At 67.2% G+C, this 24,524-nt stretch carries 23 protein-coding genes; 8 read left to right on the forward strand and 15 right to left on the reverse strand.

Annotated features, from left to right (window positions below; genetic code table 11):
* The first annotated feature begins 59 nt into the window (after nt 1–59).
* From GV007_RS10205 to GV007_RS10215, 3 genes are read left to right on the forward strand one after another with little or no spacing between them, the layout of a single operon-like run.
* Nucleotides 60–1,400, forward strand: coding sequence for a magnesium transporter MgtE N-terminal domain-containing protein (locus GV007_RS10205; RefSeq protein WP_104242117.1), 1,341 nt, complete (start codon nt 60–62; stop codon nt 1,398–1,400).
* Complete coding sequence (locus tag GV007_RS10210) at nt 1,387–2,064, forward strand: DUF1003 domain-containing protein (protein ID WP_104241594.1); 678 nt, start codon at nt 1,387–1,389, stop codon at nt 2,062–2,064. The genes GV007_RS10205 and GV007_RS10210 overlap by 14 nt, the downstream gene beginning before the upstream one ends.
* Nucleotides 2,061–3,194 carry an Mrp/NBP35 family ATP-binding protein gene (locus GV007_RS10215; RefSeq protein ID WP_236558452.1) on the forward strand — a complete coding sequence of 378 codons (1,134 nt, stop codon included), beginning with the start codon at nt 2,061–2,063 and terminating at the stop codon, nt 3,192–3,194. The genes GV007_RS10210 and GV007_RS10215 overlap by 4 nt, the downstream gene beginning before the upstream one ends.
* Nucleotides 3,195–3,259: 65 nt before the next feature.
* Here the strand turns inward: GV007_RS10215 and GV007_RS10220 are convergent, their stop codons facing one another.
* Entirely contained in the window at nt 3,260–3,670 is a 411-nt protein-coding gene (locus tag GV007_RS10220) for a Sec-independent protein translocase TatB (RefSeq protein WP_194678005.1), read from the reverse strand.
* 135 nt (nt 3,671–3,805) lie between these two features.
* Here GV007_RS10220 and GV007_RS10225 point away from each other — a divergent pair, with 135 nt between their 5' ends.
* On the forward strand, nt 3,806–4,435 hold the full coding sequence (locus GV007_RS10225; protein WP_160072330.1) for an O-methyltransferase: 630 nt from the start codon (nt 3,806–3,808) through the stop codon (nt 4,433–4,435).
* An 86-nt stretch (nt 4,436–4,521) separates the two neighbouring features.
* Here GV007_RS10225 and GV007_RS10230 read toward each other — a convergent pair whose 3' ends face one another.
* Complete coding sequence (locus GV007_RS10230) at nt 4,522–4,692, reverse strand: DUF3117 domain-containing protein (protein WP_082775374.1); 171 nt, start codon at nt 4,690–4,692, stop codon at nt 4,522–4,524.
* Nucleotides 4,693–4,909: 217 nt separating this feature from the next.
* Here GV007_RS10230 and GV007_RS10235 point away from each other — a divergent pair, with 217 nt between their 5' ends.
* On the forward strand, nt 4,910–5,506 hold the full coding sequence (locus tag GV007_RS10235) for a superoxide dismutase (RefSeq protein WP_104298556.1): 597 nt from the start codon (nt 4,910–4,912) through the stop codon (nt 5,504–5,506).
* Between the two features lie 84 nt (nt 5,507–5,590).
* Here the strand turns inward: GV007_RS10235 and GV007_RS10240 are convergent, their stop codons facing one another.
* The 3 genes from GV007_RS10240 to dapE form a co-directional block, all read right to left on the reverse strand.
* Nucleotides 5,591–6,316, reverse strand: coding sequence for a hypothetical protein (locus GV007_RS10240; RefSeq protein ID WP_160072332.1), 726 nt, complete (start codon nt 6,314–6,316; stop codon nt 5,591–5,593).
* A gap of 133 nt (nt 6,317–6,449) precedes the next feature.
* Nucleotides 6,450–7,712, reverse strand: a complete 1,263-nt coding sequence (locus tag GV007_RS10245; protein ID WP_160072334.1) for a hypothetical protein — start codon at nt 7,710–7,712, stop codon at nt 6,450–6,452.
* Nucleotides 7,694–8,824, reverse strand: a complete 1,131-nt coding sequence (gene dapE / locus GV007_RS10250) for a succinyl-diaminopimelate desuccinylase (RefSeq protein WP_160072336.1) — start codon at nt 8,822–8,824, stop codon at nt 7,694–7,696. Before dapE ends, GV007_RS10245 begins: the two co-directional genes overlap by 19 nt.
* A gap of 75 nt (nt 8,825–8,899) precedes the next feature.
* Here dapE and dapD point away from each other — a divergent pair, with 75 nt between their 5' ends.
* Complete coding sequence (gene dapD / locus GV007_RS10255) at nt 8,900–9,883, forward strand: 2,3,4,5-tetrahydropyridine-2,6-dicarboxylate N-succinyltransferase (RefSeq protein WP_104331550.1); 984 nt, start codon at nt 8,900–8,902, stop codon at nt 9,881–9,883.
* 192 nt (nt 9,884–10,075) lie between these two features.
* On the opposite strand, the gene GV007_RS10260 is transcribed toward dapD, so the two are convergent.
* From GV007_RS10260 to GV007_RS10285, 6 genes are all read right to left on the reverse strand, one after another.
* Entirely contained in the window at nt 10,076–11,410 is a 1,335-nt protein-coding gene (locus GV007_RS10260) for a citrate synthase (RefSeq protein ID WP_160072338.1), read from the reverse strand.
* A 130-nt stretch (nt 11,411–11,540) separates the two neighbouring features.
* A complete protein-coding gene (gene dapC / locus GV007_RS10265) occupies nt 11,541–12,671 on the reverse strand; it encodes a succinyldiaminopimelate transaminase (protein ID WP_160072340.1) in 1,131 nt (376 codons plus the stop codon).
* A complete protein-coding gene (fdxA, locus tag GV007_RS10270) occupies nt 12,668–12,994 on the reverse strand; it encodes a ferredoxin (protein ID WP_104241603.1) in 327 nt (108 codons plus the stop codon). The genes dapC and fdxA overlap by 4 nt, the downstream gene beginning before the upstream one ends.
* A gap of 14 nt (nt 12,995–13,008) precedes the next feature.
* A complete protein-coding gene (locus tag GV007_RS10275; RefSeq protein WP_160072342.1) occupies nt 13,009–13,461 on the reverse strand; it encodes a hypothetical protein in 453 nt (150 codons plus the stop codon).
* A 45-nt stretch (nt 13,462–13,506) separates the two neighbouring features.
* Nucleotides 13,507–15,423 (reverse strand): translational GTPase TypA, encoded by a 1,917-nt coding sequence (gene typA / locus GV007_RS10280; protein ID WP_160072344.1) that lies wholly within the window; start codon nt 15,421–15,423, stop codon nt 13,507–13,509.
* Nucleotides 15,424–15,529: 106 nt separating this feature from the next.
* Nucleotides 15,530–17,323, reverse strand: coding sequence for an ABC transporter ATP-binding protein (locus GV007_RS10285; protein ID WP_160072346.1), 1,794 nt, complete (start codon nt 17,321–17,323; stop codon nt 15,530–15,532).
* An 80-nt stretch (nt 17,324–17,403) separates the two neighbouring features.
* Between GV007_RS10285 and GV007_RS10290 the strand changes: the two genes are divergently transcribed.
* Complete coding sequence (locus GV007_RS10290) at nt 17,404–18,009, forward strand: hypothetical protein (RefSeq protein ID WP_146080229.1); 606 nt, start codon at nt 17,404–17,406, stop codon at nt 18,007–18,009.
* Nucleotides 18,010–18,053: 44 nt separating this feature from the next.
* Here the strand turns inward: GV007_RS10290 and GV007_RS10295 are convergent, their stop codons facing one another.
* The 3 genes from GV007_RS10295 to GV007_RS10305 form a co-directional block, all read right to left on the reverse strand.
* Entirely contained in the window at nt 18,054–19,193 is a 1,140-nt protein-coding gene (locus GV007_RS10295) for an ABC transporter permease (protein WP_104331556.1), read from the reverse strand.
* Between the two features lie 14 nt (nt 19,194–19,207).
* A complete protein-coding gene (locus tag GV007_RS10300; protein WP_160072348.1) occupies nt 19,208–20,782 on the reverse strand; it encodes an ABC transporter permease in 1,575 nt (524 codons plus the stop codon).
* A 153-nt stretch (nt 20,783–20,935) separates the two neighbouring features.
* Nucleotides 20,936–22,804 (reverse strand): ABC transporter family substrate-binding protein, encoded by a 1,869-nt coding sequence (locus GV007_RS10305; RefSeq protein WP_160072350.1) that lies wholly within the window; start codon nt 22,802–22,804, stop codon nt 20,936–20,938.
* A gap of 189 nt (nt 22,805–22,993) precedes the next feature.
* Here GV007_RS10305 and GV007_RS10310 point away from each other — a divergent pair, with 189 nt between their 5' ends.
* Nucleotides 22,994–23,800 carry a CPBP family intramembrane glutamic endopeptidase gene (locus GV007_RS10310; protein ID WP_160072352.1) on the forward strand — a complete coding sequence of 269 codons (807 nt, stop codon included), beginning with the start codon at nt 22,994–22,996 and terminating at the stop codon, nt 23,798–23,800.
* Between the two features lie 59 nt (nt 23,801–23,859).
* Here the strand turns inward: GV007_RS10310 and GV007_RS10315 are convergent, their stop codons facing one another.
* Entirely contained in the window at nt 23,860–24,405 is a 546-nt protein-coding gene (locus GV007_RS10315; protein WP_160072354.1) for a hypothetical protein, read from the reverse strand.
* Nucleotides 24,406–24,524 lie beyond the last annotated feature (119 nt).

A 24,524-nucleotide genomic window follows, 5' to 3' on the forward strand; every position in this document is an offset into this window, starting at 1 on the left:
GGACTGGTCACATGTTCGCTGTTGGCTGGCGAGTCGCCCGCGGCGACTACCATTGGCCCGTGAGCGTCTCCAAGGTCTTTACAGCGCGTCTTTCCGCGTGCCCCGTCTTCGACGAAGACGGCGACCGGATCGGCAAGGTCCGCGATGTCATCGTCGAGTACCGCGCGGCACACTCGCCGCGCGTCAACGGGCTCGTCGTCGAGACGAAGAGCAAGCGCCTGATCTTCATCCCCATCCGGCAGGTCGAGTCGATCGGGTCCGGTCAGATCGTCGTGAGCGGCGAGATCGACTCGCGCCCCTTCGTGCAGCACGGGCAGGAGGTGCGTGTCCTCGCGGACCTCGCCGACCGAGCAGTGACGTTCAACGACGGCACCGCATCCGGGACCATCGAGGACGTGCAGATCGAGGAGGACGCGCAGGGGAACTGGAGCGTCGGCCAGCTCTTCGTGCGCCTGCCCCGCAAGAGCAAGCAGCTGTTCGGGACGGGGCCGACCCGTTTCGCGCCATGGGGAGAGGTCACTCCTGAGCTCACCATCGGCGAGCAGCAGGCGGCGACGCAGTTCCTGACCGCGCACTCGGACATGAAGCCGAGCGACTTCGCCACGGCGCTCCTCGACCTGCCGGATGCACGCCTCAAGGAGGTCGTCAGCATGCTGCCGGACGAGCGGCTGGCGGACGTGCTCGAAGAGATGCGCGAGTCCGACCAGGTCACGATCATCGAGTGGCTCGACGAGGAGCACGCAGCCGACGTGCTGGACCGCATGCAGCCCGACGACGCCGCCGACCTCGTGGCGAAGCTCGACGCCGTCAAGAGCGAGGCGCTCCTGCAGCGCATGGACCCGGAGGAGGCCGAAGAGGTTCGCATGCTCCTCGAGTTCGCTCCGGACACCGCCGGCGGGCTGATGACCACGGACCCGGTGATCCTGCCCGGTGACGCGACGGTCGCCGAAGCGCTTGTGCTCATCCGCCGCAAGGACCTCCCCGCGGCACTCGCGACGAGCGTCTTCGTGACCCTCTCCCCCTACGAGCCGCCCACGGGCCGCTACCTGGGCCTCGTGCACTTCCAGCGGCTCCTCAGATATCCCCCGCACGAACGACTCGACACGATCCTGGACCGCGAGATGGAGCCTGCGCCCACGACGATGCGCGATGCCGAGGTGGCGCGCGTCCTCGCGAGCTACGACCTCGTCGCGCTTCCCGTCATCGACGACGCGCACCGCCTCGTCGGCGTCGTGACCATCGACGATGTTCTCGACCACCTCCTGCCGGAGGACTGGCGTCAGGTCGACGCCGAGGGCGAGGTCGTCCCCAGTCGCGTCTCGCAGCGCGTCGGCACCAAGCGTGTCGTCACCGCCCCTGCCAACTCTCCAGCCGCCCGGAGGACTCATGGCACGTCGTGAAGACGATCTCGAGCGCCCCAAGGTGAAGGGCCTCCATCTCCGACGCCCACGGCCGAAGCCGCGGCGTGACTCCCGCGACCCGCGCGATTCGCGCGGGGATGACTCGGAGAACCGCGACCACGACCGGAGCGACGCATTCGGCCGGGGAATGGAGGCGTTCGCGCGTGCCATGGGCACGCCGGCCTTCCTCGTCGGTCTCTCGCTCTTCGTCGTGTTCTGGGTGGTGTGGAACTCGATGGCTCCCATCGAGCTGCGCTTCGACTCGGCTGACCTCGGCTTCATCGCCTTGACCCTCATGCTGTCGCTGCAGGCCTCCTACGCGGCGCCCATGCTGCTGCTCGCGCAGAACCGGCAGGACGACCGCGACCGGGTGCAGATCGCCCAGGACCGGCAGCGAGCGGAGCGCAACTCCGCCGACCTCGAGTACCTCGCGCGCGAGATCGTGGCGCTCCGAGTGCTCACGAAGGACCTCGCTTCGAAGGACTTCATCCGCGCCGAGCTGCGCGCCCTCCTCGAGGACATCGAGGACCTCGATGACCCAGACGAAGAAGGCTCAGAGACCATCTCGCGCGAGCAGCAGCGGGTGAGCGACTCGGCGAGGCGCCGCGCCGAGGCGATCCGAGACAGGAAGCGCGCAGCCAAGTCGGCAGAAGAGTCGGTGTGAGCGACGTGACGACCGCAGACAGCATCTGGAGCGCGCTCGCTCGCGTCAGCGACCCCGAGCTTCGCCGACCGCTGACGGAGCTCGGGATGATCGAACGCGTCGACGAGCGCAGCGACGGGTCCTTCGAGGTCGAGCTGCGGCTCACCATCGTCGGGTGCCCGGCGGCGCGTCAGATCGAGCGGGAGGTGCGCTCGGCGATCGAGTCGGTCATCGACGTCGCCGAATACGACCTCGAGATCGGGGTCATGACGCCCGAGCAGCGGACAGCCCTCACGGAGCGCCTGCGGGGCTCCCGCGCCGGCCGCGTGCATCCCTTTGGCCGTGATTCGCTGACCCGCGTCATCGCCGTCACGAGCGGCAAGGGCGGCGTCGGAAAGTCCACGGTCACCGCGAACCTCGCCGCGGCCTTCGCGCGTCGTGGCCTCAGCGTCGGCCTCATCGACGCCGATGTCCACGGCTACTCCATCCCCGGTCTCTTCGGGCTGGACCACGATGTTGCCCCAACTCGCATAGGGGACATGATCGTGCCCCCTGAGTCGCACGGCGTGAAGCTCATCTCCATCGGCATGTTCCTGGGCGACGACGCTCAGGTCGTCGCATGGCGCGGCCCAATGCTGCATCGCACGATCGAGCAGTTCCTCACCGACGTCTACTTCGGGGATCTCGACGTGCTGCTGCTCGACCTGCCACCTGGCACCGGCGACATCGCGATCTCGCTCGGCCAGCTTCTCCCGAACGCCGAGGTCGTCGTCGTCACGACTCCGCAGGCGGCTGCCGCCGACGTCGCCTGGCGCTCAGGGGCACTGGCCAGGAAGACCGGTCAGAGAGTCGTCGGTGTCATCGAGACGATGTCGCCGTTCGCGTCGACGGACGGGGGCCGGGTCGCGCTCTTCGGCAAGGGCGGAGGGTTGGCCGTCGCGGAGCGCCTCAGCGCGGAGGGCGACGCCGTTGCCCTGCTCGCCGAGGTGCCAGTGAGCCAGACGCTCCGCGAGTCCGGAGACGCCGGCACTCCCCTGCTGCGGACGGAGCCCGCGGAGCCTGCGGGCGAGGCCCTCCAGCGTGCAGCGGATGCCCTCCTCGCTCAGCCTCGCGGCCTCAGCGGTCGAAGGCTTCCGGTCTCGCTCGTCTAGGCTCCCGGGCTCGCTCGTGTCTGGGTCGAGTGACGGGTGCGCCGACGACTCGGATCAGACTCGGATCAGGTGGCCTCGGCGTCGAACGGCACTGGGCCGACGATCGATGCGGATGGCAGCGCGCTCGAAGCCCAGCTCGGTCGCGAGGCGCTCCCGGGCGCGGCGGCTGCTGCTGCCCCGGCCGCGAGGGTCGCGGCGCTCGCAGTCGCAGAAGCGGCATTCACGGGGGCCGGCTGCGGCGCTGCCGGCTCGTCCTCGGCGAGGAGGGCATCACGGATGATGCGGCGAGGGTCGTACTGGCGAGGATCGAGCTTCCGCCAGTCGACATCGGCGAAATCGTCGCCCATCTCCTCTTTCATGCGCGACTTCGCGTTCGTGGACGCGCCACGAAGCCACTTGACCGCATCAGCGAGACGCTCGGCAGCTTTCGGGAGCTTGTCGGGACCGATGATGAAGGCCGCGATAATGCCGATCAACAGCAACTTCTCAAACGTCAGCCCAAACACCGTCCCATCATAGGGTCTGGGATGCGCCGACGGCTCACCCCGAGAGGCCAGAACCCGGATGCGGGAATCGGACTCCGGGACCTCGCCCGCCGCTAGTCTTGAGGAATGTCTGAACTGGAGCTCAGCTCGCGCTACATCAACGAGCGAATCGTGGACGACGCCCTCGTCCGGGATGCTCGTCAGCTGACGCTCGAGCTGGGACTGCCGCTCCCCTCTGCCGCAACCGCGGCTCACCTGACGTTCCTCGCGGCTGCGACAGGAGCATCCACGATCATCGAGATCGGGACCGGCGCGGGAGTGCTCACGCACGCCGTCTGGCGTGGGGCGCCGAAATCGACGATCACCTGCATCGACGCAGAGCCCGAGTATCTCGGGCACGCGCGGCGTCTGCTGATCTCCGCCGGCGCGCGCGGTGCGAGCCTCCGCTTCATCACGGGTCACCCGCAGGACGTGCTGCCTCGGATGACCGAGGGCGGCTACGACCTCGTCGTCATCGGAGGCGACATCGCGCACATCGGCGCACATCTGCAGCATGGTCTGCGCCTCATCCGCCCCGGCGGCACGATCGTCGCACTCGGCGCGCTCAACGGCGGCAAGGTCGCCTCACCTGCCCGACGCGACGCGCTGACCAGCGGCCTGCGCGCCCTCTACTCCGAGTTCGATCTCCAAGAAGACCTGCGCCTGGCCCTGCTGCCGCTCGACGGCGGCATCCTCCAGCTCACGAAGCTGGGCTGAGCGCAGCGCACTGAACGCAGAATCGAGGAACGCAGAAGAAAGGCGCCGACCGTGGTGGTCGACGCCCTTCTCTCCGTGCGAATCGGCTATTCGCCGACGACTGCGCTCAGCGCGTCGCGAAGCTCGCGGGCCTCGTCGTCGTTGACGGACACCACGAGGCGCCCGCCACCCTCTAGGGGTACACGAACGATGATCAGCCGTGTTTCGCGGATGGCTTCCATAGGTCCGTCACCAGTACGCGGTTTCATCGCGGCCATAATTGCGCCTCCAAGATTTGTGCAGTGTCTCCCTAGTATCCCAAATTCGCGGACCGAGTGTGCATTCGGCCCTCCGGAATGCGAAAACTCGTGGATCGAATTCGGTCCGGCTTGCGAGGAAACGGCGAGGGGAACGGCCAGAACCGAGGTGTAGCGTCGAATTTCGTTGGCGTCGATGGCGCCTTCTGCCCTGGCCAGATGATCGAAAGGACCTCACGTGGCTGAATACACGCTTCCCGACCTCCCCTACGACTACGCGGCACTCGAGCCCCACATCTCGGCACGCATCATGGAGCTGCATCACGACAAGCACCACGCGACCTACGTGAAGGGTGCCAACACGGCACTCGAGCAGATCGCGGAGGCACGCGACAGCGGCAACCTCGCGAACATCAACAAGCTCGAGAAGGACCTCGCCTTCAACCTTGGCGGGCACGTCAACCACAGCGTCTTCTGGACCAACCTCTCGCCGGAAGGCGGAGAGCCTGCTGGTGGCATCAAGGATGCTATCGATGAGCAGTTCGGCGGTCTCGAGAAGTTCCAGGCGCAGTTCACCGCTGTGGCGCTCGGCGTGCAGGGCTCCGGCTGGGCCGTGCTCGGCTACGACCAGACGGGTGGCAACCTCACCACGTTCCAGCTCTTCGACCAGCAGGGCAACATCCCCTTCGGCGTCACTCCCCTGCTGCAGCTCGACGTATGGGAGCACGCCTACTACCTCGACTACCAGAACGTCCGGGCCGACTACATCAAGGCCTTCTGGAACATCGTCAACTGGGAGAACGTGGGCCAGCGCCTCGACGCGGCGCGCGGCTGACGCGAACCCAGCACTCACCGCAGACGGCGATCGCCGCATCCAGTGATGGATGCGGCGATCGCCGTCTTGCTCGGGGCCGAAGGGTCAGCTCTTCGCGATGGTGAGCACCTGCTCGAGCGCGGCGACGCACTGCCCGTCCGTCTCGCGCACGATCGTGACGACGGTCTGCCCCTCGACGTAGTGGCAGATGTCCGCGGGCACGGTCTCGCCGTGGGTCTTGTTCTCGAGGAGGTAGACGGTGCCGTCGCCGAGCCCCTGCGTCGCGTAGGGGTTCGTGCCGACCGAGATCCCCTCCGTGAAGCTCTCGAACTCGTCGAACATCGTCGCGGTGTCGACCGCCTCGCTGCCCGGGAGCGTCGCGATGTGCAGGAACGTCGAGCGCCACTTGCCATCTGGCCCGCCGCCACCGGTTCCTTCGACGTCTCCAGCCCTCGACGGAACCCAGTTGCAGAGCTCGGGAGCAGCAGCTGAGAGCTGTGCAAGATCGGGGTGCTGCTCGAGTGAGAAAGCCTGCTCGAAAGGCACGAGCCGCGGAGCGTTCAGCTCACCCAGCATGGCGTCGGTGAAGAGCCCGCACTCATCAGCCGCGCCGATCGAGGAGATGCTCCAGGCCGCCGCGGGCTGCTCCGTCTCCTCGGGCATCGCCGCTGCGGTCGCGCTCGCAGTGGCCTCGGGCGCCGTCGAGGCGAGAACGGTGGCTGACGACGTGACCGCCGGAGCGGCAACCCCTTCTGTGCCCTGGCAGCCCGAGAGCGCCAGTATCCCGACCGTCGCCAGCACGGTGATCCGCCCAACCCCGAGTAGTTCCATCCTGATCTCCCCACGTCCTCGCAAAGCAGACGCGCCTGTACCGGCGTCTGCACACAATGTAGGGCCTGACCTGGGTTTTGCAAGGCCGAGGCGGTAACGCTCCGGACACGGAACGGTGACGGCTCGGACCGGGCTAAGCAGGGGTCCAGTCACCCTCCACGGTGTACCAGCAGAAGTAGAGCCACAGGAGCTGCCCGACGAGCATGAGCACGACGACGCTCACCCGGTAGAGCGGGGACTTGGGGATCGCGACGGCACCGAGGATCGGGAACATCGGCATGAGCAGCCGGAACGTGCTCGACTGCGGGAAGAACACGGCGAAGAGGTACGTGAAGTAGCTGAAGAGCCAGATGCGGATCTCGATGCCGAGCCTGCGCATGATCGGCAGCGCGATGGCGCCGACCACGACGATGACGAACAGCACCACGATGATCGCCCCGATCGGCTGGCCGAACCAGAACGTCGAGCCGTGGAACCACCCCGTGAACGGCTCCAGCTCGATGGGCCCCGTGTAGTGGATGCGCCAGGCGAGCTCCGTGTCGATGTAGGCGGATGGGACCCCGGTCACGGCCCACGCGATGAGCAGCCAGCCGAAGCCTGCGACCGCAGAGAGCAGCCCGGCGGCCATGACCTTGATGACCTCAGGCCGTGGGAACGCCTCGCGTCCCTTCGCGTGCATCCACCAGCGTGCGAGGAAGTAGAGCCCGAGCGTCATGGCCCACGCGAGCCCTGTGGGACGCGTGAACGAGGCGAGCACGATGACGGGAAGCATGACAAGCCACTGTCGCTTGATGAGCAGGTACAGCAGCAGCGCGACGAAGAAGCTCTGCGCGCTCTCCGCGTAGCCGAGCTGGAGCAGCGGGCTCGTCGGTGCGATGCAGAAGAGCAGCGTCGCGAACGCCGTCGTGCTCTTGTCGACAACGAGCGCGAGGGTGCGGTTGAAGACCCAGGCCGCAGCGAACCCGAACGCCGTCGCGACGAGCACGGAAGCCACTTCCCACGGCAGCGTCGTCGCCACCATGAGGCCACGGACGAGGACCGGGTAGAGCGGCATGAAGGCCCACGCGTTCTCGGTGACCTGACCCTCATCGTTCCGAGGCAGCTCGCTCGAGTAGCCGAACGGCCCACCGGTCGCGATGCGCTCGAACCAGGCCGAGTCCCACAGGTTCGAGAAGGTCCACAGGTCGGGCTTCGCCGGCGACTGCCAGGTCTCCTGCTGCTGGGACGCGAACGCCAGCAGGAACACGGTCGTCACGACCCGTGTTCCGAAGAAGATGATGGCGACCTGCGCCAGCGCCGGGAGACGACTCCAGTAGTACGAGAAGTACGTCGGCCTGGTGTCCGCGGCGATCGTGAACTCCTCGCGGCCCGTTCTCGCTAGCGTGAGGTCAGCCACGTCCGCAGCCCCTCCTCGACACGCGTGATCTCGGAGAGCAGCACCCGTTCGTCGTCGGCGTGCGCCTTGAGCGGGTCGCCCGGACCGTAGTTCACGGCCGGGATGCCGAGCGCCGAGAACCTGGCCACATCCGTCCACCCGTACTTGGGCTTCGCCTCGGCGCCGACAGCCTCCAGGAATCCGCGCGCCAGAGGGGCGTCGAGACCCGGCCTCGCGGCGGGAGAGCGGTCGACGAAGTCGAGCTCGAAGTCGCCGAACCATGCCATCAGCTTCGCCTCGGCTTCATCGAGCGTCTTGTCGGGGGCGAAACGGTAGTTGACGTGGACGACGCACTCGTCGGGGATCACGTTGCCGGCGACCCCGCCCGAGATGCGGACGGCGTTGAGCCCTTCCCGGTACTCGAGGCCCTCGACGGGCACCGTCGCCGGCTCGAACTCCGCAAGCCGCTCGAGGATCGGTGCCGCCTTGTGGATGGCGTTCTCCCCCACCCACGCGCGTGCCGAGTGGGCCCGCTTCCCCCTGGTCCGGATGTCGACGCGGATGGTGCCGTTGCAGCCGCCTTCGACCTCGCCCTTCGTGGGTTCGCCCAGGATCGCGAAGTCGGCGGCCAGGAGCTCCGGCCGGGCATCCGCGAGCAGCCCCAGCCCGTTCAGCTCGGACGCGACCTCCTCGTTGTCGTACCAGATCCATGTCACGTCGACGGCGGGCTCCACGAGCTCGGCTGCGAGCCTCAGCTGCACGGCGACGCCGGCCTTCATGTCGACCGTGCCGCGCCCCCAGAGGTACTCCCCCGCCTGCGTATCCGGCACATCTGCCGCGGCCTGCTCGGGCGAGAGGACCTCGAGGCGCGTCGGGAGGTTCTCGTTGATTGGCACGGTGTCGATGTGCCCCGCGATCGCGACCCGCTGGGCTCGCCCGAGCGAGGTGCGCGCGACGATGGTGTTGCCGAGCCGCTGCACCTCGAGATGCGCGAACGGCGCCAGCGCGGCCTCGATGGCGTCGGCGATCGTCGCCTCGTCGCCGGAGACGGACGGAATGTCACACAGCAGGCGCGTGAGCTCGGTCGAGGGTCGCGTCAGGTCGAGGGCGTCGCCACTCGCGAAAGAAGACATGGGTTCAAGCCTAAGTGCTCGACAAGAGCACAGCGCGGTGCCCGCGCGGGCCCTTCGCTGGGTAGCCTGGAGCGCATGACCAACGATGCACCCACCTCCCACGACCAGCGGACAGCCTGGGGCGACGGCCTCGCCACGATCACGAACGACGGACAGGTGCTCGATGCCTGGTTCCCGACCCCCGCACTCGGCCCGCTGCCCGAGGGCCGCGACCCGCACATCTCTCCTGCGAGCTTCGCGGCGCTCTCCTACGACGACGAGCGTCGCCAGGTGCAGGTCAGCCCGGTCACCGTGACGGTGCGGCTCGATGAGCCCGTCGAGAGCGTCGTCGACGCCTACCTCCGCCTGCACCTCCTGAGCCACCTCATCGTCGAGCCGAACAGCATCAACCTCGATGGCATCTTCGGCCACCTGCCGACCAACGCCTGGACCAACGTCGGCCCCATGCGACCCGACCTGGCCGCCTCGTCGCGCGCGATCCTCCAGCGCGAGGGCATCCAGGTCTACGCGATCGACAAGTTCCCGCGCCTCCTCGACTACGTGATGCCGGCGGATGTGCGCATCGCCGACGGCGGACGGGTCCGCCTCGGCGCGCACCTCGCACCAGGCACTGTTGTCATGCACGAGGGCTTCGTGAACTTCAACGCCGGCACCCTCGGCCGCTCGATGGTGGAAGGGCGCGTCTCGCAGGGCGTGATCCTCGGAGCCGGCAGCGACATCGGCGGCGGGGCATCCATCATGGGCACGCTCTCCGGCGGCGGCAAGGAGCGCATCCGCATCGGCGAGCGCGCCCTGCTCGGCGCGAACTCCGGCATCGGCATCTCGCTGGGCGACGACTCGATCGTGGAGGCCGGCCTGTACGTGACCGCCGGAACCAAGGTCTCGCTCATCGGCCAGAGCGACCCTGATGGCCAGATCGGCGAGCCGCAGTCGGTCAAGGCGTCGGCACTCTCCGGTGTCCCGAACCTGCTGTTCCGCCGGAACTCGCTCAACGGCGCGGTCGAGGCCCTCGCACGGACCGGGGCTGGCATCCAGCTCAACGACGCCCTGCACGCCTGACCCGGAGCAACTCCGAACTGAGGCTCCAGTCAGCACCCTGGAGACAGAACAACACTCCCCGCTGGCCACCTGTCGTGCGGCTCGAGCGGGGAGTGTCTTGTTCGATCAGCGTAGAACGCGTGCCGTCGCAGCGGAACCCCTCACAGGTGATTCCAGGCTGCGGCGGCACGCGTCGCCTGCGCGGGTCTGACGTCAGAGCAGCTGGAAGCCGCGGTTCTCCGGGTAGTGGCGCTCGGCCTCACCCGTGTAGAGCTGCTGCGGGCGCCCGATCTTGGTCTTGGCGTCCGCGTTCGCCTCACGCCAGTGCGCGAGCCAGCCTGGGAGGCGTCCGATGGCGAACAGCACCGTGAACATGCGCGTCGGGAAGCCCATCGCCTTGTAGATGAGACCCGTGTAGAAGTCGACGTTCGGGTACAGGCTTCGCTCTTTGAAGTAGTCGTCGCTCAAGGCGACCTGCTCGAGCTGCGTCGCGAGCTCCAGAAGCGGGTCGTTGACGCCGAGCGCGGCGAGCACCTCGTCCGCGGACTCCTTGACGAGCTTCGCACGGGGGTCGTAGCTCTTGTACACCCGGTGGCCGAAGCCCATGAGACGCACGCCGTCTTCCTTGTTCTTGACTCGCTCGACGAAGCGGTCGACGCCCTCGCCGGATTCCTGGATCTGCGCAAGCATCTTGAGAACGGCCTCGTTGGCGCCACCGTGCAGCGGGCCGTTGAGGGCGCTGATGCCGGCGGAGATCGAGGAGTACATGTTCGCCTCGGTCGAGCCGACGAGGCGCACCGTCGAGGTCGACGCGTTCTGCTCGTGGTCGGCGTGCAGGATCAGCAGGCGCTCGAGCGCCTTCGAGAGCACGGGGTTGACCTCGTAGGGCTCCGCGAGGTTGCCGAAGTTGAGCTTGAGGAAGTTGTCGACGAAGTCGAGCGAGTTGTCCGGGTACAGGAACGCCTGACCGATGCTCTTCTTGTGCGCATAGGCGGCGATGACCGGGATCTTCGCGAGGAGGCGGATGGTCGACTGCTCGACCATCTCAGGGTTGTGGACGTCGAGGGAATCCTCGTAGTACGTCGAGAGCGCGTTGACCGCGCTCGACAGCACGGACATCGGGTGCGCGTGCGGCGGCAGTGCCGTGAAGAAGCGCTTGAGGTCCTCGTGCAGGAGCGTGTGGTGCCGGATGCGGTCGGTGAAGTTCTCGTACTCCGACTCGGTCGGCAGCTGGCCGTAGAGCAGCAGGTACGCGACCTCGAGGAAGCTCGACTTGGAGGCGAGCTCCTCGATCGGATAGCCGCGGTAGCGGAGGATGCCGTTGGCACCATCGATGTACGTGATCGCCGACTTGGTCGACGAGGTGTTGACGAAGCCCTGGTCGAGCGTGGTGTACCCGGTCTGCTTCATGAACGTCGAGATGTCGACCGCGTCAGCGCCTTCGGTGGCGCGCAGAACCGGGAACTCAGCTGTCCTGTCGCCGATCCTGAAGGTGGCTGAGTCCGCCTCATTCCGGTGGGCCTCAGCCTGCTTGTGCTGTTCAGTCACAGATCCTCCTCGAGCGGGTGGGGGATGCTCCCCGGCGAGCACGCAGAACGCGCAGTGTTCTCATAGCCTAATCGGTCGACCAGGTGACTATGCGAATCCACAATGAAAGTCGCGATGTGCTGTTCGATACCTACTGAGCTTGCGCGGAATGGTCAGAAGTTGCCGCGAGGAGCCGCCGCGCGGCCTCGTCGATGTGCGCATCCGTGGCCGTCAGGGAGACTCGGACGTGCCGCCCGCCGGCTTCCCCGTAGAAGACCCCGGGACCCGCGATGATGCCGAGCTGCGCGAGCTCTTCGATCGTCACCCAGGAGTCGTCGCCCTTGGTGCCCCACAGGTAGAGGCCCGCCTCGCTGTGCTCGATGCGCAGTCCCCAGGCCTGGAGCGCGGGAAGGAGCACCTCTCGGCGACGGAGGTAGCGGTTGTACTGCTCGACGGCATGCTCGTCGTCGCCAAGCGCAGCCACGACGGCCGCCTGCACCGGAGCGGGGACGATGAGCCCCGCGTGCTTGCGTGCAGTGAGCAGCCGGGAGATGAGCTGCGGGTCACCCGCGACGTAGGCGGCCCGGTAGCCCGCCAGATTCGACCGCTTCGAGAGCGACGAGCACGCGAGGATGTTGCTCAGGTCGCCGCCCGTGACCCGCTCGTCGAGGATGCTCGGGATGCGCTCCCCCGACCAGTCCCCCCAGCCGAGTTCCGCGTAGCACTCGTCGTTGATGATGACGGCGCCCAGTTCGCGAGCACGGGAGACCGCGGCCGCCAGCTCCTCGACGCCGAGCACTCGTCCGTCGGGGTTCCCTGGACTGTTGAGCCAGATGAGCTTCGTCGATTCCGGCCAGGCCGCGGGGTCGTCGCCCGCGAAGCCCTCTGCTCCGGCGAAGACCGCGCCGATCTCGTAGGTCGGGTATGCCCGGGCAGGGTAGACGACCGTGTCGCCCGCACCGAGTCGCAGGAAGAAGGCCGTCGTCGCGACGAACTCCTTCGAGCCGACCGTGAGCATCGCGTTCGCGCGCAGCAGGCCGCTCACACCACGGCACCGCGCGAACCAGGCGACGACGGCGTCCCTGGCCTCCGGTGTGCCGATCGTGGTCGGGTAGGAGTGCGCGTCGGCGTGCTCCCGCAGCGCCGCGCGGACGACCTCCGGCGTCGGGTCGACGGGAGAGCCGATCGAGAGGTCGAGGGCGCCGTCCTGGTGCGCGTTCGCCTGGTCGATGTACGGCGTCAGCTGATCCCAGGGGTAGTCGGGGAGCTCGCCCAGCGTCACGCGCCCTCTCCCTGCGGTTCGAGCGCCGCGATGACCGGGTGGTCGTGGTGGATCACGCCGACCTTCGCCGCTCCCCCTGGCGAGCCGATCTCGGAGAAGAAGTCGACGTTCGCGGTGTAGTACTCGCTCCACTCCTCGGGCAGGTCATCCTCGTAGTAGATGGCCTCGACGGGGCAGACAGGTTCGCAGGCACCGCAGTCGACGCATTCGTCGGGGTGGATGTAGAGCATCCGATCGCCCTCGTAGATGCAGTCGACGGGGCACTCATCGATGCAGGCCCGGTCTTTCACGTCGACACAGGGAAGGGCGATGACGTAGGTCACTGAGGTGACTCCTCCTAGCTCGGTTGCGATCTCTCATCGTACTCGCCGCCGCCGGTCGCCGTTCGCGATCGGCGGCTGGGCAGGGCGGGCCAGAATGCGCAGCCAGCCGCGATGAGGGACGCCAGGGCGAGCCACGCGAGGCCGACCACGTCACCGACGACGACGACGCTCGAGCCGGGATTCCAGACGCCGAGGCCGACGACCGCGACGATGACCCCCACAGCGAACCCGGTGCTCATCCAGCGATCGACGAGGTACAGGCGCAGCCCGATGCCGAGGCACAGGATGCAGGCGAGGCCGAGCACGATGCCCACCCAGAGCGTCGTCTCGAAGAGCTCGACGCGGCCACGGTGGAGGAACGTCGTCACGGTGCCGACGATGAGGCCGAAAAGCGCGTAGAGCAGCGCCCCGAGGATGCGTTCCCCGGTTCGCTGCTCTGCGGCAGGCTGTTCGATGACTTCCGTCATACGACCTTACTGTTCACGTGTTGCCGTGCGAAGGCGCACGCGCAACTACTGCTTCTTGGCGCGCGACGTGGCACGCGCACGCGCGTTGCCGTCGAGGAGCAGCTTGCGGATGCGGATCTTCTCGGGCGTGACCTCGACGCACTCGTCCTCGCGGGCGAACTCGAGGCACTCCTCGAGCGTGAGCTGACGAGAAGGCGTCATCGACTCGAACGTGTCCGCGTTGGCGGAACGCATGTTCGTGAGCTTCTTCTCCTTCGTCACGTTGACGTCCATGTCGTCGGCGCGCGAGTTCTCGCCGATGACCATGCCCTCGTAGACCTCTTCGGTCGGCTGCACGAAGAACGACATGCGCTCCTGCAGTGCCTGCATCGCGAACGGCGTCGCGACTCCGGCGCGGTCGGCGACGATCGAACCCGAGATGCGGGTCGTGATCTGGCCGGCCCACGGCTCGTAGCCGTGCGAGATCGCGTTCGCGATACCGGTTCCACGCGTGCTCGTCATGAACTCGCTGCGGAAGCCGATGAGGCCTCGCGACGGGATGATGAACTCCATGCGGACCCAGCCCGTGCCGTGGTTCGACATCGACTCCATGCGGCCCTTGCGCGCGGCGAGCAGCTGCGTGATGGCACCGAGGTGCTCTTCCGGCGAGTCGATCGTGAGGTGCTCGTACGGCTCGTGCGTCTTGCCGTCGACGATCTTCGTGACCACCTGCGGCTTGCCGGCGGTGAGCTCGAAGCCCTCGCGGCGCATGTTCTCGATGAGGACGGAGAGCGCGAGCTCGCCACGACCCTGGACTTCCCAGGCGTCCGGGCGTCCGATGTCGAGAACGCGGATCGAGACGTTGCCGATGAGCTCGCGGTCGAGGCGGTCCTTGACCATGCGCGAGGTGAGCTTGTGGCCCTTGACCTTGCCCATGATGGGCGAGGTGTTCGTGCCGATCGTCATCGAGATGGCTGGCTCGTCGACCGTGATGCCGGGAAGCGGACGGATGTCCTCGGGGTCGGCGATCGTCTCGCCGATCATGATCTCGGGGATGCCGGCGACGGCGACGATGTCACCTGGGCCAGCGGAGTCGGTGGGGACGCGGTCGAGCGCCTTCGTCTCGAGCAGCTCCGTGATGCGCACGTTGTGCACCGAGCCGTCGTTCTTCACCCAGGCCACGTTCTGGCCCTTCTTGAGCGTGCCGTTGAAGACGCGCAGCAGCGCGAGACGACCGAGGAACGGGGAGCTGTCCAGGTTCGTCACGTGCGCCTGCAGCGGCGCCTCTGGGTCGAAGGCCGGCGGCTGGATGTGCTTGAGGATCGTCTCGAAGAGCGGCTCGAGGTCGTCGTTGTCCGGCAGCTCTCCGTCGGCGGGCTGGTTGTGCGAAGCGGCACCGGCGCGGCCCGAGGCGTAGAGGACGGGCAGGTCGAGGAGCGCGTCGATGTCGAGATCGGGCGCCTCGTCGGCCATGTCGGAGGCGAGACCGAGGAGCAGGTCCTGGCTCTCGGCGACGACCTCGTCGATGCGCGCGTCCGGACGGTCGGTCTTGTTGACGCAGAGGATGACCGGGAGGTTCGCGGCGAGCGCCTTGCGGAGCACGAAGCGAGTCTGCGGGAGGGGGCCCTCTGAGGCGTCGACGAGCAGGACGACACCGTCGACCATGGACAGGCCGCGCTCGACCTCGCCGCCGAAGTCGGCGTGGCCGGGGGTGTCGATCACGTTGATCGTGATCGGCCCATCCGTGGCGTGCTTCCCCTTGTAGGAGATCGCCGTGTTCTTGGCGAGGATGGTGATGCCCTTTTCACGCTCGAGGTCGTTCGAGTCCATGACTCGGGCTTCGGTCGAGTTGCTGTCGTGCTCGCCAAACGAGCCCGTCTGCTTCAGCATGGCGTCGACGAGGGTCGTCTTGCCGTGGTCGACGTGCGCCACGATGGCGACGTTACGGAGTTCAGAACGGTGGGCGACAGGCACAGCAGTCATTCAGGGGTGCTTTCATTTGAGAAAAGGGCAGTTCATCCTACGTCACGGAGGACACGCCTCCCGACCAGCGTGAGATGGCCCCACGCTGGTCGAAGTTTCTACCGAGTCACTGGCCGGATTCGCGCTCCTCCGCCTCGGCCCGCAGGATGTCCTCCTGCTGTGCGGAAGGAGCATCGGAGGCCACGATGTCGTCGCCGAGGACCTCGGACGTGACCGCACCCTCGGTTGCGCGCTTGAGTGCGGCCCGCTCGGCTCGGCGGATTGCCTGCTCGTCGGGGTCCGGCACCGGCACGGCGGCGACGAGGCGCTGCGTGTACGGGTCCTGCGGCGCACGGAGGATCTGGTCCGTCGGCCCCTGCTCCACGATCTTGCCGTGGTTCATGACGATGACCCGGTTCGCCAGCTGGTCGACGACGGCCAGGTCGTGCGTCACGAACAAGACGGCGAACTGCAGCCGCTGCTGGATCTCCACGAGCAGCTCGAGCACGCGCTTCTGCACCGACACGTCCAAGGCGGAAGTTGGCTCGTCGGCGACGAGGAGCTTCGGCTCGAGCGCCAGGGCGCGGGCGATGCCGATGCGCTGACGCTGTCCGCCGGAAAGCTCGTTCGGGTAGCGGTTGCGGAACGAGCGGGGAAGCTCGACCTGGTCGAGCAGCTCGCCGACTCGGGCCTCGATCTCCGCCTTCGTCAGCTTCTTCTCGAGGATGAGCGGCTCGGCGATCGACTGCCCGACTGGCCACCTCGGGTTGAGCGACGAGCCCGGGTCCTGGAAGACGATGCCGATATCGCGGCGCACCTTCGCGAGGTCGTGCCTCGAGACCCCGTTCAGCTCGACGCCGTTGAGCTTCATCGAGCCGGCGGCGACCGGCAGCAGTCCGACGACAGCGCGAGCGACCGTGGTCTTCCCCGATCCCGATTCTCCGACGACGCTCACGATCTCGCCTGGGTAGATCTCGAAGGTCGCGTCCTCGACAGCCTTGAATGCGGGGACGCGGCCCTGCTTCGGGTACTCGATGTCGGCGTTCTGCACGACGAGCGCCGGCTCACCCGTGAACTCGCGCGCATCCAGTCCGCTCGCCTCTCCGGTACCCAGGTGCGGAACCGCGTCGAGCAGCGTCTTGGTGTAGGCGTGCTGCGGGTTCTTGAAGATCTCCCGCACGGTGCCGCGCTCGACGATCTCGCCGCCCTTCATCACGATGACGTTGTCAGCGATATCGGCGACGACGCCCATGTCATGCGTAATGATCACGATCGCCGAGTTGAGACGCTCGTGCAGCGAGCGCATGAGCTCGAGGATCTCGGCCTGGATCGTCACGTCGAGGGCCGTCGTCGGCTCATCGGCGATGAGGAGGTCCGGGTCGCAGCTGAGCGACTGCGCGATCATGGCGCGCTGTCGCTGTCCGCCGGAGAGCTGGTGCGGGTACGAGTCGAACGCCTTCGACGGGTTGGGCATCTCGACGAGACGAAGGAGCTCGAGCGCACGCTCTCGGGCGGCGTTCGGCGTCATCGTGGGGTTGTGGATGCGCAGCGCCTCGGAGATCTGGAACCCGATGGTCAGCACCGGGTTGAGCGCCGTCATGGGCTCCTGGAAGATCACCGCGATGTCGTTGCCTCGAGCGCGGCGCAGCGTCGACTGCGGCGCCCCGATGAGCTCGGTGCCGTTGAGCTTCGCGCTGCCCGAGGTGCGCCCGTTCTTCGGGAGGAGGTCGAGGAGCGTCATGGACGACACGGACTTGCCGGAACCCGACTCGCCGACGATGGCGAGCACCTCGCCCGGCCGGACCACGTAGTTGATGTCCTTCGCGGCGGTGACCCAGTCGCCACCGACCCAGAACTCGACACTCAGATCCTGGACCTCGAGGATCGGCGTCGTGTCGTCTTTGCGTGAAGTCGAGCTCATGAGCGTGCCTCCCGGTGGGCTGCGGTTGCAGTGCGTGCTGTCTGGGGTGTGGGCCGTGCGGCCTCTGCGAGAATGGGCGGGTGTCCGAGCGAACCGTTCTCCGCCCCCGTATGGGTCTTGTCGTCTACGGCGTCATCGCCGCGATGGCGCTCGTCGCCGTCATCTCCGTGATGATCACTCCGGGAGCCGAGCGGCACCTGCTCTCGGTGCTGCCGCTGCCCATCCTGGCCCTCGGCCTCGGATGGATCACCCTGGTGAGCCCGAGTGTCGTCTTCACCGACGAGGCGCTCGAGGTGAACAACCCGCTCAAGAAGACGGTTGTGCCCTACGGGCAGATCGAGCTCGTCGAGACGACGCGCGGCTTCACCGTCACGACGCCGGAGGGCAAGGTCAGCGCGTGGGCCGCTCCCCCGCCCGACCGACTCAGCGCTGAGCGCATGGACCCGCGCGATCCGCTCCTCTGGAAGGACCCGCGCCGGCTCACGGACGAGTCCCAGAGCATACGCACGAGCGCGGCTCCCGGAACCTACTCCGGCGACGCCGCCGTGAACCTCACGCATCGCAGGGCTCAGCAGCAGCGAGACGCCGGAACGCCGATCGGTCCGGTCGTGCGCACCCAGAACGTGGTGAACACGGTTGTGCTCATCACGACGGTGCTCGTGGTCGGCGCGCTCATCGCCATCTAGCCCGTCGAGGACCAGGCGAGGGGCGCGCTCTGCAACGAGGCGCGTCACGCATCCGCCTTGCTTGCGTCACCCGTGCTCGTGTCGCCCTTGGTGGGGCGTCCGTCGCGCGACGAGAGCGTGCGCCACATGCGCGACCAGGTGCCGTTGCCCGGGATCTTGCGCTGGCGCGGGTCGAACGCGTCGCGCAGGCCGTCGCCGATGAAGTTGATGCACAGCGCGATGGCGACGATGAAGGCACCTGGGAACCAGAACAGCCACGGGCGAGTGGCGAACGCACCCTGGTACTCCTGCACGATCTGACCGAGCGAGACGTCTGGCGGCTGGATGCCGAAGCCCAGGAACGACAGGTTGGCCTCGAGGATGATGGCCGCGCTCATGAGCAGGGTCGTGGAGACGATGACCACACCGAGGGCGTTCGGCAGGATGTGTCGGAAGATGATGCGGCGACCTGATGCACCTGCGACGCGCGCCGCGTCGACGAACTCGCGCTCACGGAGCGTGAGGAACTCTCCGCGCACGAGGCGGGCAAGCGACATCCAGCCGACGAGACCGAGCACGACGGCGAGCGAGACGGCACCGTAGGCCCGGAGGACCTCGTTCTGGCCGGCGAGCTGGCCGAGGACGGCCGCGAAGACGAGCGTCGGGATGACGAGGAAGAGGTCGGTGACGCGCATGAGCACGTTGTCGACCCATCCGCGGTAGTAGCCCGCGATGCCGCCGACGATGATGCCGATGACCGCGGCGAGGATGCCGTAGATGAACATGACCGTGAGCGACTGCTGCGTTCCGCGCATGACGCGGGCGAAGATGTCGCGGCCGATCTCGTCCTGCCCGAACGGGTGCGAACCCCAGTCGAACAGGCTCACGAAGGTCGGGTTGCCGCCGTTCTCGATGGGGGCGATGGAGTTCCAGTCGTAGGCCCACCAACCGGGGACCTGGATCTGCGTGAACTTGCCCTCGGAGAAGTCCCACCACGGCACGACGATGCCGACGGAGGTGAAGACGAGCAGCACGATGACCAGGAGGACGGCAGTCGAGACCATCGCACCCGTGTGGCGCACGAAGCGGCGCCAGACGATCTGGCCCTGGCTCAGGCCGATGGTCTCTCGCTGCTCGATGGTCAGCTCGTCCCCGGGGCCGTGCGGCTGGGGTGAGGTGATCTCAGTGAAGTTCGGAGTCGTCATAGCTCAGCCCTCTCTCAGCTCAGGCGGATTCGCGGGTCGAGGACGGAGTACAGGATGTCGGCGATCAGGTTGAAGATCACCGTGAGGGCGGCAGTCACGAGGACGTAGCCCATGAGCGGATTGAGGTCGACGTTGCGCAGCGACTCGGAGAAGATCGAGCCCATCGCCCTCCAGCCGAAGATCTGCTCGGTCACGATCGCGCCGGAGATGATGGCTCCGACGTCGGCCGCGACGATCGTGGTGATCGGGATGAGCGAGTTTCGCAGTGCGTGGCGCATGACCACCGTGCGCTCCGGCAGGCCCTTCGCGCGAGCGGTCCGCACGTAGTCCTGGTTCATGATCTCGAGCAGGCTCGAGCGGGAGTACCGGCTGTAGCTCGCGATGGAGATGACCATGATCGCGATGGTCGGCAGCAGCAGGTGCGTGAAGCCGTCGAGCATCTGCAGCCAGATGGACGGGTCGGAGCCGAGCTGCGGGCTGGATGCGCCGACCGTCGCGATCGGTCGTCCGCCGGTCTGGTCGTAGTAGCCGGACCAGGTCTGCATGACGCGGTCGATGACGAGAAGCAGCGAGACGACGAAGCCGACGATCGCCGCGTTGCCTGCGACGTTCCGCTTGTCGAGGCCGCCGAAGAACTTGCCGACGAAGTAGGCGATGGCCGTGAAGGCGACGATGAGGACGATCGGGAACCAGGCGCCGATCTCGTTGGTCATCGCGAACTGCAGCGGGTACCAGAGCGCTCCCCCGACGACTGCGACCGCGCCGGTGACGATGAGGTTGCGACGGTGGGAGAGACCGACGGTCAGCGCCGCGGTGATGAGCACCGTCGCGAGCCCGAGGAAGATGATCAGCACCGTGCCGAGGCCCGGGTTGCGGAACCAGTCGAGCAGCTCCATCCCGAAGAGGATCGCGATGCTGCCAGCGGTGCCGGCGCCGAACACGATGGCTCGCGTCTTTGCGGGCCCTCCGATGATCGACATGAAGATGAAGCCGATGACCACGCCGATCAGCAGCAGCATCGGTATCGGTATCTGAGGTTCCTGCAGGAAGTCGTTGAAGCCGATGGCCATGTACTGCTTGAGAAGCACGGCGACGAAGAAGATCGGCAGCGAGTACGTGAGGAACGACAGGAACGTCACCGTGTAGTCGTAGCCAGAGTACTGGCGCAGGGCGGTCGTCACGCCGACGGCGACGCCGATCACGACGGCGATGAGCGTCGCGGCGGTGACGAGCTGCAGGGTCTGGCCGACCGCGGAGGCGATGAGCGGTCCCACGTCCTGGCCGACGATGTTGACGCCCATGGAGAAGTTGTTGCCGAGGAAGCCGAACAGCCCGTTCGGGTCATTGAAGGTCGGGATGAAGAACCCGAGGATGCCGCCGAGCCAGATGAAGAATCGGGCCGGGGCGGGCACATCCAGTTGCAGGAGCTCCACGCGCGCGGCGATGAGCTGCTCCTTGTTGGGAGCCGTGGACTCCAAGATGTCCGCGAGCGGGTCCTTCGAGATCGCGACGAGGTTGTACACGATGAAGAGCGCGCCAAGCAGGATGAAGATCGACACGAAGAGGCGTCGGAGGGTGAATCTCAGCACAGAGGTGTCCTGTTCTGGAGGAGGCATTCGGCCGGGGTGTGGCCGCGAACAGACGAGGCGGGAGTCCCGCAGTCGAGAAGACTACGGTACTCCCGCCGTCGCTTGGTCTGACCGCGCGGCGGTCAGCGCGTCGAGAGATCGACGCTGGTGTGACTACTCAGCGGCTTCCACGGGCGCCCACTCCCAGGCGTTCCAGAAGTACTGCGGGGAGAGGAATCCGGGCTTGACGTTCGCGACCTGGTCGCTCCAGGCGACCACGCCGGGGAACTGGAAGATCGGCACGGACCAGGACTTGTCCATGATGATCTTCTCGGCGTCGACGAGCTTGCCCTGAGCCTCAGCTGGGTCGAGGGTGACCTCGACGTCCTTGAGGATCTGGTCGAGCTCGGGGTCGCTCCAGCCGTAGTAGTTGTTGATGCCGCCCGTGATGTAGTTCGGGGACGGCTCGCCGACACCGAGACCCTCGGACTGCCATCCGAAGAGGGCCGCGTCGTAGGCGTCGGTCTGCGTCGTGAGCACGGTGGACCAGTCCTCAGCGCTCGCGTCGACGATCGTGAAGCCGGCCTTCTCAGCCGATGCCTTGATGAGCTGCAGCTCCTGCTGGCGGCGCGGGTTCGACGATGCCGTCATGAAGCGGACGGACGGGTTGGCCTCGCCGGCCTGCGCGAGGAGGCCCTTGGCCTCTTCGATGGCCGCGTCGTCGCCCGAGTAGCGGTCGACGCCGCTGGCGGCGACGGATTCCTCGTAGCCGTCGGCTCCGGGGAGGAACACGAGCGAGTCGCGGGTGGTCGCATCCGGTGCGATCGGCGTGATGAGCTTCTCGACGATCTCCTGGCGCGGGATCGTGAGCAGGAAGGCCTCGCGGATCTGCTGAGCCTTGGCCTCGTCGCCGCCGTAGGTTGCGGGGTCGAAGACGCCGCCGTTGGCGACCTGGAGGTCGACGTGCTCGTAGGTGCCCTCGAGCGAGGACTCCCATTCGATGCCCTCGGTGGCCTCGAGCTGCTGTAGGAGGTCGGTCGTCGGCTGGCCGGAGACGATCTGGACTTCACCGTTCTGGAGCGCCTGCACCTGTGCCTGCGGGTCCGGGATGAAGCGGATCGTGATGGTCTCGTAGTGCGGCAGCGGGCCCCACGTGTAGTCCTCGCGGGCCGTGAGCGTCACGTACTGGTTCTCGACGAGATCAGTGATCGTGTACGGGCCGTTGGAGAGCGTCTTCTGCGGCTCCTCGGGCATCGAGGTGTAGTCGTAGCCCGTGCGGTACTCGGACGCGACCTTGCCGAGGAAGGCGGTGTCGTTGTCGTTGACGGCCGTGATGAAGGCATCCTTGGCGGCCTGTGCGTCGTCGTACTCGCCCGGGTAGGCGAGCTGGACGGTGCCGTGTGCCGAGATCGCCGTCGTGTCCGGCGCGAACATGGTCTTCCAGTCCGCGTACGGCTGGTCGTAGACGACCGTGAACGACTTGTTGTCGTCTGCCAGCGTCGGAACCGCGGATGCGAGATCGAGCTGCAGGCCGGGAGCCGGGTCGGTTCCCCAGTAGACACCGGCGTCTGCGGCCGCGTCGATCGCGTCCTGGTTGGTGACGTTGCCCTCGTCGTCGTACTCGGCCTCTGGGACCTCGCCGGCGGAGCGGTGCGTCGTGTTCGCAGCCCAGGTGAGGAGCAGGTCGGCGCCGTCGAACGGGGTTCCGTCGCTCCAGGTCACCGCGTCGTTGACCGTGTACTTGATGGTGAGCGGGTCGCTCGAAACCTCTTCGACGCTGCCGAACTCGGTGTTCTCCACGAGCTCAGGGGTTGGGTCGTAGTCGATGAAGCCGTCCGACGTGACGTGGACGATGTTGGCGTTCGCCGCGGCGTTGTTGGCCGAGGTGTTGACGTTGAACGCGAAGAACGGGTCGTTCCAGGCAACCGTGATGGCGGAGCCACCGACGATCTCCGGATCGCGGTTCGGGGCGGAGCAGCCAGCGAGCACCAACGCGCTTGTGGCGACGATGGCTCCCGTGGCGATAACTCGTGATGTCCTCATAGGACCTCCTTGGGGAAAACATGGGGCTGTGAGCGTCGAAGATCCACGGACTCTGTGAATTCTCGACAAATACCCGTTGAACCTACGCCCCCGCGCGCGCGCCCTCTTGCCAATTCAGAAGATTGTTACGCACACGAAACGGGTCTTGTTCATCTCACACAAGCCCGTCGGCGTTCGTAGACTGCCGACATGTCACATTCGCGCATTGACGTCACGGTCAGTGAAGGTCCCTCACCCCTGGACCGTTCCGCGCGCATCCGCACGCGCTGGGAGATCTGGATAGTCCTCGCGCTGGCGATCCTCCCGTCCAGCCTCTACGCCATCATCTCGCTCACCGAGCGGGCCACCCGCGACACGGCCCTCGCCGACCAGACCACCACGCTGAATGCCTCCCGCGACGCCAGACCGCTCTTCGACGCGCTCCTGCAGCTCATGAGCGTCGCAACCGACCTCGTCCCCGTGGCGCTCGTGATCTGGCTGCTCTGGACGCCGACGGTCTCCGGCTTCCGGAGGCTCGGCCTGGATGCGCGCCAGCCGGCCCGGGACGTGGGCCAGGGACTCCTGCTCGCCGCCTGCGTCGGCATCCCCGGCATCTTGTTCTACCTGGCGACGCGGGCCCTCGGCCTCACGCTCTCCGTTGAGGCGAGCGCCCAGGAGATCACCTGGTGGACCGTGATCCTGCTGCTGCTGGCCGCGCTCAGAGCGGCACTGCTGGAGGAGGTCGTCGTCGTCGGCTACCTCGTGACGAGACTGCGTGAACTCGGGTGGGCGACGTGGCAGATCATCGTCGCCTCGTCACTGCTGCGCGGTTCCTACCACCTGTACCAGGGGCCGGGGATGGCCCTCGGGAACGTGGCCATGGGCGTGCTGTTCTCGTGGTGGTTCCTGCGCAGGGGACGCGTGGGCGGGCTCGTGGTCGCCCATTTCATCCTCGATGCCGTCTCGTTCCTCGGCTACCCCCTGGCTGCGGCAATCCTCCCCCAGCTCTTCACCTGAGCTCGCGGTCGAAGCGGTTCGCGGGTATCCCCTGCCCCCTCATCACGGCGTGAGGGTCATCACTGCATGAGGTTGACGTAGCGGAACGTCTGCTCCCCGTACTCCCAGACGACGTCGAACTTCTTCTTGGGCACGTCGAAGACGAGGTAGCCGGACTCCGCGCCGACCCCGTACTCGCGCTGCTCCACCGAGCCCTCCATGCAGTCCTCGGCGATGGCACCGCCGAGGCGCGACTCGGAGTTCTTCTCGAAGAGCTGCAGCTCGTTCAACCCGAAGACGGGGCCGTAGCCCGCGCCGTCACGCTCTGCCCCCAACGCGCCGTAGCCTTCGACCTGCAGCTGGATGGCCACGTAGCTCCCCTTCGCCTTCGGCGCGCCCTCAGCGAGGCACTTCACGCCGAAGACGACCCCCGTGACCGTGAAACGCCCGACGGGCTCTCCACTCGCTCCGAGAACCGTCGCCCACTGCCCGCGGGTGAAGCGCAGCTCGCCGTCAACCGGCTTGGGGTTCTCGTTCTCGGCGACGCGGGGCGCCGCCACGACCTGGACGTTCACGGGGCTCGAGGTCGCCGTCGGCACAGGCGTCGCCCCCGGAGTCGCGATCACGTCGGCCGCCTCAGCCGGGCCAGGAGAGGGCGCAGGCCACGCTGGCGAGCAGGCCGAGAGCAGCAGAAGGAGCACGAGCGCGCCGACCAGGGGAACGCCCCGGCCCCGCCGGGACTGCC

It is taken from the genome of Pseudoclavibacter sp. 8L (genome assembly GCF_902506465.1).
In the GTDB taxonomy this organism is placed as follows: domain Bacteria; phylum Actinomycetota; class Actinomycetes; order Actinomycetales; family Microbacteriaceae; genus Pseudoclavibacter.